This window comes from Aeromonas sp. SG16 (assembly GCF_024436135.1).
Taxonomy (GTDB): domain Bacteria; phylum Pseudomonadota; class Gammaproteobacteria; order Enterobacterales; family Aeromonadaceae; genus Aeromonas; species Aeromonas jandaei.
This window is the reverse complement of sequence record NZ_JANFNW010000002.1, coordinates 328,450-343,461: the sequence shown is the minus strand read 5'-3', so window position 1 is coordinate 343,461 and position 15,012 is coordinate 328,450. Positions and strand designations below refer to the sequence as shown.

The 15,012-nt window shown below is 60.5% G+C and carries 11 protein-coding genes; 5 read left to right on the top strand and 6 right to left on the bottom strand.

Going from position 1 to position 15,012, the window contains the following annotated elements:
* Positions 1-80 precede the first annotated feature (80 nt).
* The 3 genes from NOM67_RS08680 to NOM67_RS08670 form a co-directional block, all read right to left on the bottom strand.
* Positions 81-2,480, bottom strand: coding sequence for a YgiQ family radical SAM protein (locus tag NOM67_RS08680; RefSeq protein WP_255935909.1), 2,400 nt, complete (start codon positions 2,478-2,480; stop codon positions 81-83).
* A gap of 194 nt (positions 2,481-2,674) precedes the next feature.
* Positions 2,675-5,803, bottom strand: coding sequence for an efflux RND transporter permease subunit (locus tag NOM67_RS08675; RefSeq protein WP_041208206.1), 3,129 nt, complete (start codon positions 5,801-5,803; stop codon positions 2,675-2,677).
* The gene (locus NOM67_RS08670; RefSeq protein ID WP_201910285.1) at positions 5,803-6,852 is read right to left on the bottom strand and encodes an efflux RND transporter periplasmic adaptor subunit; all 1,050 of its coding nucleotides are present in this window, start codon (positions 6,850-6,852) and stop codon (positions 5,803-5,805) included. The genes NOM67_RS08675 and NOM67_RS08670 overlap by 1 nt, the downstream gene beginning before the upstream one ends.
* 200 nt (positions 6,853-7,052) lie before the next feature.
* On the opposite strand from NOM67_RS08670, the gene NOM67_RS08665 reads away from it, so the two are divergent.
* Positions 7,053-8,606: a sensor domain-containing diguanylate cyclase gene (locus NOM67_RS08665; protein ID WP_255935908.1), complete on the top strand. Its 1,554-nt coding sequence runs from the start codon at positions 7,053-7,055 to the stop codon at positions 8,604-8,606.
* A 33-nt stretch (positions 8,607-8,639) separates the two neighbouring features.
* Positions 8,640-9,512 carry a patatin-like phospholipase family protein gene (locus NOM67_RS08660; RefSeq protein ID WP_071912094.1) on the top strand — a complete coding sequence of 291 codons (873 nt, stop codon included), beginning with the start codon at positions 8,640-8,642 and terminating at the stop codon, positions 9,510-9,512.
* A gap of 71 nt (positions 9,513-9,583) precedes the next feature.
* On the opposite strand, the gene NOM67_RS08655 is transcribed toward NOM67_RS08660, so the two are convergent.
* Positions 9,584-10,924 (bottom strand): APC family permease, encoded by a 1,341-nt coding sequence (locus NOM67_RS08655; protein ID WP_071912096.1) that lies wholly within the window; start codon positions 10,922-10,924, stop codon positions 9,584-9,586.
* 204 nt (positions 10,925-11,128) lie between these two features.
* Positions 11,129-11,395 carry a DNA-binding transcriptional regulator gene (locus tag NOM67_RS08650; protein ID WP_026456659.1) on the bottom strand — a complete coding sequence of 89 codons (267 nt, stop codon included), beginning with the start codon at positions 11,393-11,395 and terminating at the stop codon, positions 11,129-11,131.
* Positions 11,396-11,653: 258 nt separating this feature from the next.
* Between NOM67_RS08650 and NOM67_RS08645 the strand changes: the two genes are divergently transcribed.
* Both NOM67_RS08645 and NOM67_RS08640 read left to right on the top strand, forming a co-directional pair.
* Positions 11,654-12,250: a hypothetical protein gene (locus tag NOM67_RS08645; RefSeq protein ID WP_255935905.1), complete on the top strand. Its 597-nt coding sequence runs from the start codon at positions 11,654-11,656 to the stop codon at positions 12,248-12,250.
* A gap of 303 nt (positions 12,251-12,553) precedes the next feature.
* Entirely contained in the window at positions 12,554-13,582 is a 1,029-nt protein-coding gene (locus tag NOM67_RS08640) for an OmpA family protein (RefSeq protein WP_156852288.1), read from the top strand.
* Positions 13,583-13,629: 47 nt separating this feature from the next.
* On the opposite strand, the gene NOM67_RS08635 is transcribed toward NOM67_RS08640, so the two are convergent.
* A complete protein-coding gene (locus NOM67_RS08635) occupies positions 13,630-13,932 on the bottom strand; it encodes a hypothetical protein (RefSeq protein ID WP_255935903.1) in 303 nt (100 codons plus the stop codon).
* Between NOM67_RS08635 and ompA the strand changes: the two genes are divergently transcribed.
* Entirely contained in the window at positions 13,919-14,917 is a 999-nt protein-coding gene (gene ompA, locus NOM67_RS08630) for a porin OmpA (protein WP_255935901.1), read from the top strand. The two genes, NOM67_RS08635 and ompA, sit on opposite strands and share 14 nt — an antisense overlap.
* Positions 14,918-15,012: the final 95 nt, after the last annotated feature.

The window sequence follows — 15,012 nt, the reverse complement described above, 5'->3', positions numbered from 1 at the left end:
TCACAGACTGAAAATATAACTATATAAAAAGGCGACCATCCTGTCGCCTTTTTATTTAAATCGCTTTCCAATCAGGAAACTCACCGAGCCGGTCGCTTGGCACCATTGCCTTTGGCCGCAGGCTTGCCGCCTTGAGTGGCGGGTTTGGCAGAACCGGCGCGGGTCGGCGCCTTGCCCTTGTGGGCGGGTTTACCGGTCGGTTTGCCCTTGCCTGCACTCTTACCAGCACTATGACCTGCGCCTTGTCCGGCGGGCTTGCCGTTCCCCAGCTTGAGCTCGGAGCCCAGCGGCTTTCCGTTACCCTTGCCGCTCTTGTTGGCGCTGCTGTTGGCGTGCTGGCCGTTGCTCTGGCCCGCAGCCTTGTTGCCTGCGCCGTTGCCACGCTGATGGGCAATGTTACTGTGGCGAGTCAGGGCCGGTTTCAGCCCCTTGCCGCTGGCAGCGCGCTCGTTGCGCCCTTCCGGCGGCACCAGACAGCCGGGACCGTTGCCAATCAGGTGGCCCTTGCCCATGGCGAGCAGGGCTTCGCGGATCATCGGCCAGCCAGCGGGGTCGTGGTAGCGCAGCAGCGCCTTGTGCAGGCGGCGACGGCGCTCGCCCTTGGCGACAAAGACATCGCCCCCTTCGCGGCTCACCTTGTTTAACGGGTTTTTCTCCGTGTAATACATGGTGGTGGCGTTGGCGAGCGGCGACGGGTAGAAGTTCTGCACCTGATCGAGCTTGAAGCGGTTCTCTTTGACCCAGAGCGCCAGATTGACCATGTCTTCATCTGTGGTGCCCGGGTGGGCGGAGATGAAGTAGGGGATCAGGTACTGCTGCTTGCCCGCCTCTTTGGAGTATTTGTCGAACAGCTCCTTGAACTGGTAGTAGCTGCCCATGCCCGGCTTCATCATCTTGGAGAGCGGTCCCTCCTCGGTGTGTTCCGGCGCGATCTTGAGGTAGCCGCCGACGTGGTACTTGGCCAGCTCCTTGATATAGCGGGGATCTTCGACCGCGATGTCGTAACGCACGCCGGAGGCGATGAGGATCTTCTTGATCCCCTTGAGGTCGCGCGCCTTGCGATAGAGGTTGATGGTCGGGCTGTGGTCGGTGTCCATGTGCGGGCAGATGGTGGGCCAGACACAGGAGGCGCGACGGCAGGTCTGCTCGGCCTTGGGGCTCTTGCAGCGCAGCTTGTACATGTTGGCGGTGGGGCCACCGAGATCCGAAATGACGCCGGTAAAGCCCGGCACCTTGTCGCGGATATCTTCGATTTCCTTGAGGATCGACTCTTCCGAGCGGCTCTGGATGATGCGCCCTTCGTGCTCGGTGATGGAGCAGAAGGAGCAGCCGCCAAAGCAGCCGCGCATGATGTTGACCGAGGTCTTGATCATGTCGAAGGCGGGGATCTTCTCCTTGCCATAGGCGGGGTGCGGCACCCGCTGGTAGGGCAGGCCGAAGACGCCGTCCATCTCCTCGGTTTCGAGCGGGAAGGCGGGCGGGTTGACCCAGACGATGCGATCGCCGTGAGCCTGCGCCAGGGCGCGGGCGCAGCCGGGGTTGGTCTCGTGGTGCAGAATGCGCGAGGCGTGGGCGTAGAGCACCTTGTCCTCTTTGACCCGCTCATAGGCGGGCAGCTTGACGTAGGTCAGCTCCCACGGCTTGGGCTTGGCCGGCTGCACCAGCACGGGTTTGGCCTCTTGCGCGGCGGGTGCCGCTTCGCTGGCGTCATCGGCGCAGGGCGCCCCTTCCATATAGGGGTTGGGGATGGGATCGATGCGGCCAATCTGGTCGAGCTTGCTCGAATCCACCCCTTTCCAGCCCGGCAGCGGCTCCTTGCGGATCACGGCGGTGCCGCGAATATCCTGCATGGTGTCGATGGTCTCCCCCGCTGCGATGCGGTGGGCGACTTCCACCAGCGGCCGCTCGGCGTTGCCGTAGATGAGGATATCGGCCTTGGCATCGAGCAGGATGGAGCGGCGGATGGTCTCGGACCAGTAGTCGTAGTGGGCGATGCGGCGCAGGGATGCCTCGATGCCGCCGATGACGACCGGCACCTCCTTGAAGGCCTCCTTGCAGCGCTGGGTATAGACCAGTGTGGCGCGATCCGGCCGCTTGCCGCCCACATCCCCCGGGGTATAGGCGTCGTCGTGGCGCAGCTTTTTGTCGGAGGTGTAGCGGTTGATCATGGAGTCCATATTGCCCGCGGTCACCCCGAAGAAGAGGTTCGGTTTGCCCAGACGCATAAAGTCATCCTTCGATGACCAGTCCGGCTGGGCGATGATGCCGACCCGAAAGCCCTGCGCCTCCAGCATGCGGCCGATGACCGCCATGCCGAAGCTCGGGTGATCCACGTAGGCATCCCCCGTCACCAGAATGACGTCGCAGCTGTCCCAACCGAGCTTGTCCATCTCTTTGCGGGACATGGGCAGGAAGGGCGCCGTGCCGTAGCACTCGGCCCAATAGCGGGGATAGGAAAAAAGGTTGGTAACCGGCTGCATTTTAACCACCTGGAACAATTCGGGTCGCGCATTATACCGGTTGCGGCCAAGGGGGGCGATGGCTTTTTGCCCCCAGAGTTCGCACGGGATAAGGGCTGGCCATCCATTCAGCCAGCAACTCCACCTGCAATCGGCCAAAAGCAAGGGCGCCCGCAGGCGCCCTTGTTGGCAACGCTCACCCCTGACGGCAGTCGTCAGTGGGCCGGGGTCTGTTCGTCCCCCTCCCCTTTGGCGGTCAATTTGGCGGCCAGCGCCTCGTCTACCTGCTGATCCCGCTGCCCGGTCATACCGGCGTGGCGGGCAATCAGGTGGTAGGTGGCGGGCACCACCAGCAGGGTAACCAGAGTCGCCAGCGACAGTCCAAAGAAGACCACGGTCCCCACCGCCATCCGGCTCTCGTAGCCCGCCCCCATGGAGAGCATCAGCGGCACCGCGCCGATAATGGCGGTGAGCGAGGTCATCAGGATCGGCCGCAGGCGGCGCACCGAGCCTGCGATGATCGCCTCTTCGAACCCCTCCCCGCGCTGGCGCAGCTGGTTGATGAACTCGACGATGAGGATGCCGTTCTTGGTCACCATGCCGATCAGCATGATCATGCCGATCTGGCTGTAGATGCTCATCTCCTGCCCCGTCAGCCAGAGGCCGAGCAGGCCGCCGAAGATGCCGAGCGGCACCGTCATCATCACCACGGTCGGGGTGAGGGTGCTCTCGAACTGGGCCACCAGCACCAGATAGACCACCAGCAGGGCGAGGCCAAAGACCATCGCCATCTCCCCCTGATTGTCGCGGTAATCCTTGGAGTCACCGGCGTAATCAACCGTCATGCCGCTCGGCAGATGCTCGTTGGCCCAGCCGTCGAGGAAGTCGAGCGCCTCGCCCAGAGTGTGATCCGGTGCCACGTCGGCGGTCAGGGTCACCGCCTTCTGGCGCTGGTAGTGGTTGAGGCGGTTGGCGGTCGCCACCTGCTTCACCGTCGCCAGCGTCGAGAGGCTCACCATCTCGCCATTGGCCGCTTTCAGGTAGATGCGGCCAAGATCGGAGATACCGTTGAACTCCTTCTGGTTGGCGCGCAGGTAGACGTCATACTCCTCGCCCCTGTCCACATAGGTGGTCTTGCTCACCCCGCCCAGCATCGCCTGCAAAGTACTGGCGACGGTGGAGACCGGAATGCCGAGCTGGCTGGCGCTGTCGCGCGAGACGGTCACCTGCAGCTCCGGGGTCTTCTCGGCGTAGTCGAGATCCGGGCTTATCATCAGGCCGCTGGCCTGCGCCGCTTTTTGCAGCTCCAGCCCCTGCTGGTAGAGCTCGGCATAGTCGTTGCCCTGCAGCACGAACTGCACCGCCGCGGTGGAGCCGCCCCGAAAGCCCGGCTGGAAGGTGCGGATCATTACGTCGGGAATGCCGGCGAGCTTGGCCCCGAGCGAGCGGGAGAACTGGGTGGCGGTGATGTCGCGCTCGGCCCAGTCGGTGAGCTGGATGATCACCATGCCGGTCTGATCACCGCCACGGCCAAAGGCGGGGGTGCTGAAGCTCATCGCCTTGACCACCCCCTTGCCCAGCATCGGCATGATGGCGGACTCCACCTGCTGCATGTTGCGCTTCATCCGCTCGATACTGGTCCCCTCCGCCCCCTTGACGAAGACGAAGACCACGCCGCGATCCTCGGTCGGGGTGAGGCTGCTCGGCAGCTGGGTAAAGAGGGCGCCGATACCGGCCAGACAAAGCAGCAGCGCCAGCGGCATCCAGCGCGAGCGGCGCAGCAGCCCCTGCAACAGGCGGCGATAGTGCCCCTCCACCCAGCCAAGGCCGCGATCGAGGGCCGCCGTCAGCCGGTTTGGCTTGTCGAGCGGGCGCATCAGCCAGGAGCCCATGGCCGGGGTGAGGGTCAGCGCCACCAGCGAGGAGCAGAGCACCGCCAAAGAGAGCAGAATGGCAAACTCGGTAAAGAGCCGGCCCACCATGCCATCCATAAAGGCGATGGGAATAAAGACCATCACCAGCACCGCAGTGGTGGCGATGACCGCAAAGCCCACCTCGCGGGTGCCGTGCCAGGCCGCCAGCAGAGGGGGCTCACCCCGTTGCAGATGGTGGTGAATGTTCTCCACCACCACGATGGCATCATCCACCACCAGACCGATGGCGAGAATAAGGGCCAGCAGGGTGATGAGGTTGATGGAAAAGCCGAGATACCAGGCGCCGATAAAGGCTGAAATCAGCGACACAGGTACCGTGATGGCCGGAATAAGGGTGGTGCGCCCCTGACCGAGGAACAGATAGAGCACCGCCACGACCAGCACGGCGCAGATGGCCAGTGTTTCATACACCTCGTCGATGGCCTGCTTGATAAAGATGGTGGAGTCGTAATCGACCTCCAGCTTGGCCCCCTCCGGCAGGAAGCGCTGCATCTCCACCAGCTTCTTCTCCACCCCCTGTGCCACCGCCAGCGGGTTGGCGGTGGACTGGGCGACGATGCCGATACCCAGACTCTCGCGGCCGTTGCGCTGGTAGGCGCTGTCTTCGTTCTTGGCCCCTACCTCCACATCGGCGATGTCGGAGAGATAGACGCTCTGGCCGTTGGCGGCGGTGCGCACCTGCAACTGCTGGAAATCTTCAGCCGTGTGGTAGAGCCGGGCAATCTGCACCGACATGGTCATGGAGTTGTTGCGGATCTCGCCGCCCGGCAGCTCGATGTTCTCGCGCTTGAGGGCATCCTGCACATCTGCCACCGTGACGCCGCGCGCCGCCATGTCAGCGGGGCGCAGCCGCACATACATCACCTGGGTGAGATCGCCGGAGAGCTCCACTTCGCTCACCCCGTCCACCAGACTGAGGGGGTCGACCAGCACCCGGTTGGCGTAATCGGTCATGGCGGTGCGATCCATCTGGCTGCTGCTGAAGTTGAGCCAGACCGCCACATCGCCACTGCCGCTATCCTTGGTCACCAGCGGATCGTCGGCATCCTCCGGCAGCTTGCTCTTGGCGCGGGTCAGGGCATCGCGCACATCGGAGACCCCCTCCACCATGTTCCAGCCGAGCTTGAACTCCACCGTGATCATCGAGCGACCCTTGCGGGTCACCGAGTTGATGTTCTTGATGCCGCTGATGCCGGAGAGCTGATCCTCGATGGGTTTGGTGACCTGGCTCTCCATCACCGCCGGCGCTGCCCCCTCATAGGTGGTGGTGATGGTGACCGACGGAGTCTGTACATCGGGCATCTCCCGCACCGTCAACTTGCTGAAGGCGACCAGACCGAACACGGTGAGCAGAGCGCTGAGCACCACCGCCACCAGCGGGCGGCGCACTGAAATATCGGAGAGCCACATCAGCCGTTTACCTCCGCCAGATCGCGGACCTTGGCGCCATCACGCAGATTGACCAGCCCCTCGACCACGATGCGATCGCCGACTTTCAGCCCCTCGGTGACCCAGACGGTCTCCCCCTCGGTCTCGCCAAGCACCACCGGCACCCGCTTGACCCGGCCATCGGCCTCGAGGCGGTAAACGAAGCGCTGCTCGCCGGCATACTCCACCGACTGGGCAGGAATAAGGGTGAGCTGGCGGGAGGGGAGCGAGAGCTCGACGTTGAGCAGCATGCCCGGGCGCAGCTGGCCGTTGTGATTGGGCAACTCGACCCGTGCCTTGATGTTCTGGGTCTCGTTGGAGATGCGGCTGTCGAGGGTGGTGAGGGTGCCGTTGAAGTGCTGATCCGGCCAGGCTGCGCTGGTCGCCGTCACCGCCATGCCGGGGCGCAGCAGGGCGAGGTAGCGCTCCGGCACCGCCAGATCGAGGCGCAGGGTGTCGATATCGTCGAGGTGCAGCAGGGTATCGCCGCTATTGACCAGCGCCCCTTCGCTGAGATCAATCAGGCTGACAGTACCAGCAAACGGTGCTTGCAAGTTACGCAGGGAGAGCTCGTAGCGGGCGGCATCGACGCGCGCCTGCACCTGATCGACGGTAGCCTCCTGCCCCTCCAGCACCGACTGGGTGACGGCGCCACGGGCGACCAGCTTGCGCATCTCGTTAAGCTTGCGGTGCTCGTCGCGCAGGCTGGCGCTCTGCTCGGCCAGCTCGGCGCGCTGCTTGCCGTTGTCGAGGGCGATCAGGGTCTCCCCTTTGGCGACGCCCTGCCCGGACTTCACGGCGATGGTGACGATGCGACCGGTCACCTCGGGACTGATAACGACGGAGCGGTTGGCCTCCAGCTTGCCCACCAGCTTGAGGGTCGGCTCAGCCAGACTCTGCTTGACGGTCTGGGTGCGAATATTGATCTCGCGGGTCGGGGCCTTGGCTGCCGGTTGAAAGTGACCCACCGCCCACCAGATGGCAGCCACCAGAGAGAGCAGGCCGAGGCCCAGCCAGATACGCATTTTCATCGAGCAATCCATGAAGAGTTGAGAGAGGGAAATCTGATTGGGGGCCATTTTAGCCCCAGACTATGCCGTGACTATGTATAAATGTGACAAAACGTAACAGGAGTGGCGCAAGATCACTGCAATCATGCCTTTTCGATCCCTTTTTCAGCAGAGTCGCATACACTAGCGACAGTTTTCTTCGCAATATAGCCAAATCGCCTATGCCAAATGTGTCTGACCGACGTTTCCTCTCACGCCTGACCTGGCTGCTGTTTGCCTCCGTCATCCTGCTGGTTGGTCTGACCCTGCGGCAAAGTCTGAAACAGATAGAGGACCTCTATCTTAGCGATACGGCCAACAGCGCCATTCGCCTGCGCGATCAGTTCAAGCAGACCGAGACCTTTCTCGAGGCGATGCGCGGACAGGCCGAAGAGCGACTGCGCAGCGATCCCCAGTCGGTACTGACCCGCCAGCTCTATCGCCATCTCGAACAGCTGCCGGAGGGACTGGCACTCGATCACCCGCCAGCCGACCTGCCCGCAGGGCTGGTCGGCAACCTGACCGGATTTGGGCCCCTGCCCCCCCGTGGCAGCGAGCGGGAAGCTCGCATTCATCTGGCCCTGAGTCTCTCGCCCCTGCTCTCCACCGCCAGCCAGCGCCTCGGCAAGGAGATCGCCTGGGTCTACTTCACCGGCGCAGACAACTTTGTCTACCTCTACCCCTGGCGCCCCTCCAGCCAGTACCGTTTTACCAATGCCATCTATGAGAAGTCTTACTGGCAGGATGCACAGGCAACCCCCAATCCGGGCCGCACCACCATTCTCTCACGCCCCTATGAGGACTTTGCCGGCCTTGGCACCATGATCACCATGTCGCAACCCCTCTACAAAGGCTCGACACTGGTGGGGGTCATCAGCATGGATGTGCTGCTCTCGCGGCTGCACCAGCAGTTGCAGGCGCTCACCCCAAAGCTCGGTGGTTACCTGCTCATCAATCAGTACGATCAGGTGCTGGCCTGCAGCAATTCGGATCCCCATCCCCAGCAGCATCTGGCACCGGACGATCAGTACCGCTGGAATCAGGGAGGCTTTCAACTTACCCAGGCGCTGAGCGATACACCGCTGCGACTGGTGCATCGCATCCCCCTGTTTGAGCTGCTCATTGCACTGACCTGCCAGTCGGCACCGACCCTGCTCGCCATCGCCTTCATGTTGCTGGCGGCCCTCTCCAGCCTGAGATCTCGCCGTCTCAACCTGCAGCTCAACTACCTCTCCTGCCACGATGCGCTCACCGGCGCCTTCAATCGGCACTATCTGACCCAGCAGGAGCAGAGTGGCCAGCTGGCAAAACAGATGCCTGTCGGGGTGATCCTGTTCGATGCGGATCACTTCAAACGGGTCAACGACCGCTTCGGCCACGGAGTGGGTGATATCGTGCTGATCCGGCTGGTGCAGATCTGTCAGCAGCAACTCAGCCCATCGGATTGCCTGATCCGCTGGGGTGGCGAGGAGTTTTTGCTGCTGGTCGCCCGCTGTGACGACGCTCGTCTCGCAGCGCTGGCCGAACAGATCCGCCTCGAGGTAGAGCATTATGACTGGCGTGCCATAGTGCCCGAGCTGGCCGTCACCATCAGCCTCGGTTACCACCCCCACGCAGACTCCATCCCGCTGCACGAGGCGATCCGCCGCGCCGATGTCGCCCTCTATCAGGCCAAAGGCAATGGCCGCAACCGCTCGGAAAGATGGCAGGGTGACGAGACCCAGCTCACAGAGTAAGCTGGGCCCTCCACACTTTTCAGGAGTCACTTCGTGCCACGAAAACCCCGCGTAGGGCTCGCTCTGGGGAGCGGCGCCGCCAGAGGATGGGCCCATATCGGCGTCATCCGCGCTCTTGAACGACTCGGCATCAAGCCCGATCTCATCGCCGGCTGCTCCATCGGCAGTTTTGTCGGCGCCGCCTATGCCGCGGGCGAACTGGACAGACTGGAGAGCTGGGTACGCGGCTTTACCCGCCTGCAGGTGGTGAGCCTGCTCGATCCGGCCCTCTCCGGCGGCCTCTTTCGCGGCGAAAAGGTGTTTGGTATTGCCGCCAACCATCTCGGGGATCCCGAGCTGGAGAGTCTGCCCATCCCCTTCGCCTGCGTGGCGACCGAACTCGATACCGGCCGCGAGATCTGGCTGCAACGGGGGCCACTGCGCCAGTCGGTGCGCGCCTCCTGCGGCATGCCGGGGATCCTCACCCCGACCCGGGTCAACGACCGCTGGCTGGTGGATGGTGCCGTGGTCAATCCGGTGCCCATCTCGCTGGCGCGCGCCATGGGAGCCGAGGTGGTTATCGCAATCAACCTCAACACCGACATGCACCAGCCCTGGACCGACGAGCCGGATCAATCCGGCGGCGGCCTGCTCAGCCAGTGGCTCAATCGCGGTGAGGCAACCCCGGCCACGCCCGGTATGTGGAGCGTGATGAGTGGCTCCATCAACATCATGCAGGAGCGGATCACCCGGGCGCGGATGGCAGGGGATCCCCCGGAAATCCAGCTCTGTCCGCGCCTTGGCAGTTTCTCCATCATGGACTTTCATCGCGCCAGCGATGCCATCGAGGAGGGTGAGGCCTGCGTCGAGCGCAACCTCGACCAGCTCAAGGATGAACTGGGCCGGCTCGGGGTGCTGGGCAATTAGTTCTCGACATGCTGCGGTTTACAAATGAAAAAAGCGCCATTCGGCGCTTTTTTTTCAACTTCCTTACCCGGTCACTCCTTACGGTAGAAGAGCAACCCGAGCAGAATCACCCCCACAGAGACCAGCAGATAGAGCCCCAGACTGGGATTGGTGATACCGCCATACAGAATGATGAGCGCGCCCAAGGTGGCGCAGGTCGGGATCACAAACCGCTTTATCCAGCCCAACTCGCTAAAGGTGCGCATGTACCAGACATAGAGGAACAGATAGAGGCCATAAATCAGCACGATCGGCATCTCGTCCAGGGCGATGTAACGACCGAATGTCTCGTTGATGCTGCAGTACCACAGCACTGAGTAGATCACCGACAACAACGCTGCCGCGAGGGCCGAGTTGATTGGCATGTGGTGATGCGGTTCGATACGGCTCATCCACTTGGGAGCTGGCCCCTGATTGCGGATCGCCAGCGAGTAGGGAATACGCATGGTCGCCAACACCAGACCATTGAGGGTTCCGAGGCAGGAGATAATCACGAACACGGTCAAAATAGTCGAGGCAGTCCCGCCAAACAGGCTGGTTGTCGCGAGATTTACCGCGTTATCCCCTTGCGCCACTATCTCGTCCGTCGGCAAGACGCTGGCGATCCCCAGGAAATAGGTGACGTAGACCACAAAGACTATCAGGGTGCCAATCACCAGCGCTCTGGGCAGATTCTTCTTGGAATCGCGAATTTCGCTGTTGATGGTCACGGCGGCAATCCACCCCTCATAAGCGAAGGCGGTGGCAACCACGGCCGTAGCCAGAGTGCCTCCGGTGCTTCCTATCCCATCCATTGCCTGCACAAAGTTGGTCACGGTGACACCATTGAGCAAGCCTGAAATGGTGCCCACAATGGCAACCAGGATCAGCGGGATCAACTTGATCAGGGTAGAACCCACTTGCAGCTTGCCCGCCAGGACCGGGGTATAGAAGTTGATCAGATAGGTGACCGTCATATAGACAGCCGCCAGTATCCAGGTCGCACCAGAGTTGGTCGGATTATCACTGCCGAGCAAGATCATTGTGTACAGAGCGGCGACCCAGGCAAGGATGGCGGAAAGAGGGGCGTAATAGAGTACGCCTTTAAACCACCCCACCAGATAACCAAACATTTTGCCGTATGCCGCTTCGGCATAATCGACGATACCGTTGGACTTTTCGATCCTCTGGGCAAACTCGGCAAACACCAGCGCGCCGAAGATCATCGAAAATGCCCCCAGCGCCCATGCCAGCAGCGCAATGGCCAGATTACCGCCAGTCAGACGCAGTACATCATCGGCCTTGAAGAAGACACCGGAGCCGATCACCACGCCGACCACCATCGCAATGGCAGTCATCAGGCCATAGCGTTTATCCAACTCGTTACTGCTCATACCCATACTCCATACCGATTGCTCATATCATCCTGAATGTAATAGTGTTCGGGTGGCCAGATACCACCAGGGGGCCCACTTTTCGGGGCCGCTTATTCTCGTTGGCCTGCATGGATAATTCAAAGCGTGTTAAATCAAAATATCGATCAGCGACCCAAAAAAATACCGCCCGAAGGCGGCATTTCCTATCTGTCACAGTGACGATTACGCCTTGGCGAGATCGTCCGGACCAATCTGGCCGATTTCGGCGACTTTTTTGTCAGCCAGCAGCCAGAGAGTGAACTTGTGCAGTTCCGGGTGATGAGCCAGGGCAACCAGGAAGGCACCACCGACTTCACGATAACCCAGTTCGTAGTTCTTCAGGGTTGTGGGGGGAACACCCAGCAAATCAGCAAACTTCGGACGGCTCAAACCAACCGCTTCACGGATCTGACGGATCTTCTTGCCAACAGTGACGATATTTGAATTCATATTGTTCCATACTCCGTTTGGCGGATTTAATCCGCCTTTATTTTTCGCGACGACTCGTAGTCAAGTGTATCAGTTTTGTTCGGACTCGTTATGGTCGAGCCTCTATCTTTATGAGCGCCTTTCGGCGACAACCCTTGCCTTCAAGGGGGGATGGTAATCGCTCAGCCGCCTCAGGTAAACAGTCTCGAAAAGAAACCTTTATTGTTGCCATCCCAATAAACCGTATAATTCGCCGGCTACCCATTAAGAGGAATAAGTATGGCGTTTCCCGGCATTATCTCTCGCCTGCACACGGTTTCCAGCGACATAGAATTGCAACTGCAGCTCCAGCAGGGAGCGCAATATCGCGCCGAAGCATTCTGGCTTCCCGCCTCACTGAGCGATCAGAGCGGCACCATTCTGACAACCCTGTCAGAGAAATGTTCACTCTTTCTGGAGCAGGATGAACCAGCCCTTCAACTGCGCAGTCATGACGGCGTGTTGCAGCAAAATGGTCTGCTGCTCACCGGCAATGGTCAGGAGATGATGCTGGCCGTCACGCCGGGAGATAAAGGTGTAGTGCCGGAATCAGAATTGGCTGACATGGCCAAATGGCTGGAAGCGGGCCACCTGCACTTTGTCTGCCCGGCAGCCATCCAGCCGGTCGCCCGTGCCATCCTCAATATCTGGCCACTGGATCCCTATCTGGCCCGCCATTTTCTGGCCAGTCTCACTCCACTGCTGCAAAACGCGACCGAGCAGGATTATCTCGCCGTCTTTGCCGCCAGGGCGAATCCGGCCAACCCGCAGCCAGACTGGGTTCAGGCCTATATGAAGCTCGAAAAGCGCCTGCACAGGGCCTATCTGGATCACTAATTAATCTGGATAAACAGCCAGTTATCGACACGACACAATTTGCCATCAGGTTCATTTGTGAGCTTGATCATGTTTCAAAATCGGCATAGAGTGCGCCTCGTCATCGGAATGACATCGTTGCCTGGCTGCGGTTTTTCACGCTCAGCGTGCCCTGCCAGCGCATCTGACACACCAGGAGAGTGTGCGACCCGACACCGGGTCACTGCCAGACTCGACGCCAGCAGTACGGCGGAGCCTGCAGCTTACATAAATTCAATAGTGCGAAGCATGTGAACAACGTGCGATCTCAACGAGGATTTTTTTATGATGAAAATGGCTCCTTCCCTGATTGCCATCACCATGGCTGCTCTGGGTGCCACCGCTGCTCACGCCGCTGACGACATCTACTTCGGTGCCGGTGTTGGTGCTGCTCACTTCAACGGTCTGAACAAGATCAACGGTGGCGGTTACGAAGGTACTGAAGATGCTGCTGCTGTAAACGCATTCGCAGGCTACAACTTCAACGAAAACTTCGGTACCGAGTTCGGCTACCAGTATGCTGGTCGTGGCAACACCGAAGGTGAGCGTTACGAGAACCAGGGTGCCACCCTGTCCGGTATCGCCCGTCTGCCGGTTGGCAACGGCTTCTCCCTGTTCGCTGAAGGCGGCGCCTACTGGGCCCACACTGACGGTCTGACCGTTAGCGACACCAAAGTATCCCCGCTGGCTGGCCTGGGCGTGACCTACAAGGTTAACGACGCTCTGGATCTGCAAGCTCGCTACCGCTACATGTGGGACGTGGCTGACCTGCACCCGGCTGACGACGTACGTTACAAGTCCAACCAGAGCGTTGCTACCCTGGAAGCCGTATACCACCCGTTCCGTTCTTCCTACGTAGCTCCGGCTCCGGCTCCGGTTGTTGAAGAAGCTCCGGCTCCGGTTGCTCCGCAGATCGTTGAGAAAAACTTCGCTCTGAACTCCGACGTCCTGTTCGCCTTCGGCAAAGACAGCCTGAAGCCGGAAGGTGTTGCTGCCCTGAACGCTCTGTACCAGCAGATCGTTGAGTTCCAGCCGAAAGATGGCAACGCTGTTGTTGTTGGTTACACCGACCGTATCGGTTCCGACGCTTACAACCAGAAGCTGTCTGAAGCGCGTGCCCGCACCGTTGCCAACTTCCTGGTCAGCAAAGGTATGGCTGCCAGCAAAGTTGCCATCGAAGGTCGTGGCGAAGCCAACCCGGTTACCGGCACCAAGTGCAACGGCGTGAAAGCTAAAGCTCAGCTGATCTCCTGCCTGGCTCCGGACCGTCGCGTAGAAGTTCGCGTATCTGGCGTACAAGAAGTTCAGAAGTAATCTGACTCTTGTGTGCGAAAAGGGGGAGCCAAGGCCCCCCCTTTTGTTTATCCCCTGTCATTTTTCCCCGCTTCATACTTCCCTTCTGCTTCTGACAATCCTGTCACCTTTTCCCGTGAACTTGCCTGCTCAGAGTCAAAGGCATACAGTAGTTGCGCCTGTAAGGGATTGGATAAGCGCGAGATAACGCTTCCCTTCCGGCCTGTTGTCCATGATGCCAATGCCTCATGAGTGTCCCGAAGCCATCCGCTATCCACTTTGCTGGCGAATTTTTCGCAGCTAATAAGAACGACTGTTTCGAATGCCCGCAAGGGCTGATGCAACGAGGATAATTCGATGAAAATCAACATGGCACCAACTCTGATCGCACTGGCGCTCGCCGCCGCAGCTACCACGGCACAGGCCGCCGATGACTGGTACGGCGGTATGGGCGCAGGCTGGGCCTATGCCCACAATCTCGACGATTTCGGCAAAGATGCCGACAAGGATGCCACCGCGCTGAACCTGTTCGGTGGCTACAACTTCAACCAGAACTTCGCCGCCGAGCTGGGCTATCTCTACGCTGGCAAAGCTGGCGTAGACGGTACCGACTTCAAGACTCAGGGGGGCACTTTATCCGGTATCGCTCGCCTGCCGCTGGGCGATATCTTCTCCGTATTCGCTGAAGGTGGCGCCTACTTCAACCACGTCAACGGTAACGGCAACGACGCCAACGGCACTGCGCCGCTGGCAGGCCTTGGGCTGACAGCCAAGCTCTCCGACCTCATCGATGTGCAGGCTCGCTACCGCTACCTGTGGAATCTGGGTGACAAGCAGAAAACCTGGGAGAGTGACATGAGCGTCGCCACCCTGGAGCTGGTGCTGCACCCCAACCGGACATCTTATGTCGCACCGGTTGCTGCTCCAGCTCCTGAACCCGTTCCCGAGCCCGTGGTCGTCGACAAAAACTTTGCCCTGAGCTCTGACGTGCTGTTTGCCTTTGGCAAATCCAGCCTCAAGCCAGAAGGTGTCGCAGCGCTCAATACCCTGTATCAACAGATCGTCGACGTGCAGCCGAAAGATGGCAGCGCCGTGGTGGTCGGTTACACCGACCGCATCGGCTCCGATGCCTACAACCTGAAGCTCTCCGAAGCCCGTGCCCGCACCGTGGCCGACTTCCTGGTGGGCAAGGGTCTGCCGGCTGGCAAGGTCTCCATCGAGGGTCGTGGCGAGGCTAACCCGGTCACCGGCACCCAGTGCGACGGCATCAAGGCCAAAGCCAAACTGATCGCCTGTCTGGCCCCGGATCGCCGCGTCGAAGTGCGCGTCACCGGCGTCCAGCAAGTAACCAAGTAACCAAGTTCTGTTTGCGTAGCGAACGCTCTATTACCTGAATCAAGGGGGGATGTCTGGGCATCCCCCTTGTTATTTATCCTTCGCTTCCACACCGC

Bases quoted from the DNA above. Each gene is read 5' to 3' on its own strand.
- NOM67_RS08640 (WP_156852288.1), top strand. From the start codon at position 12,554: ATGATGAAAATGGCTCCTTCCCTGATTGCCATCACCATGGCTGCTCTG.
- NOM67_RS08650 (WP_026456659.1), bottom strand. From the start codon at position 11,395: ATGAATTCAAATATCGTCACTGTTGGCAAGAAGATCCGTCAGATCCGT.
- NOM67_RS08670 (WP_201910285.1), bottom strand. From the start codon at position 6,852: ATGAAAATGCGTATCTGGCTGGGCCTCGGCCTGCTCTCTCTGGTGGCT.
- NOM67_RS08635 (WP_255935903.1), bottom strand. From the start codon at position 13,932: ATGTTGATTTTCATCGAATTATCCTCGTTGCATCAGCCCTTGCGGGCA.
- NOM67_RS08655 (WP_071912096.1), bottom strand. From the start codon at position 10,924: ATGAGCAGTAACGAGTTGGATAAACGCTATGGCCTGATGACTGCCATT.
- NOM67_RS08675 (WP_041208206.1), bottom strand. From the start codon at position 5,803: ATGTGGCTCTCCGATATTTCAGTGCGCCGCCCGCTGGTGGCGGTGGTG.
- NOM67_RS08645 (WP_255935905.1), top strand. From the start codon at position 11,654: ATGGCGTTTCCCGGCATTATCTCTCGCCTGCACACGGTTTCCAGCGAC.
- NOM67_RS08665 (WP_255935908.1), top strand. From the start codon at position 7,053: ATGCCAAATGTGTCTGACCGACGTTTCCTCTCACGCCTGACCTGGCTG.
- ompA (WP_255935901.1), top strand. From the start codon at position 13,919: ATGAAAATCAACATGGCACCAACTCTGATCGCACTGGCGCTCGCCGCC.
- NOM67_RS08680 (WP_255935909.1), bottom strand. From the start codon at position 2,480: ATGCAGCCGGTTACCAACCTTTTTTCCTATCCCCGCTATTGGGCCGAG.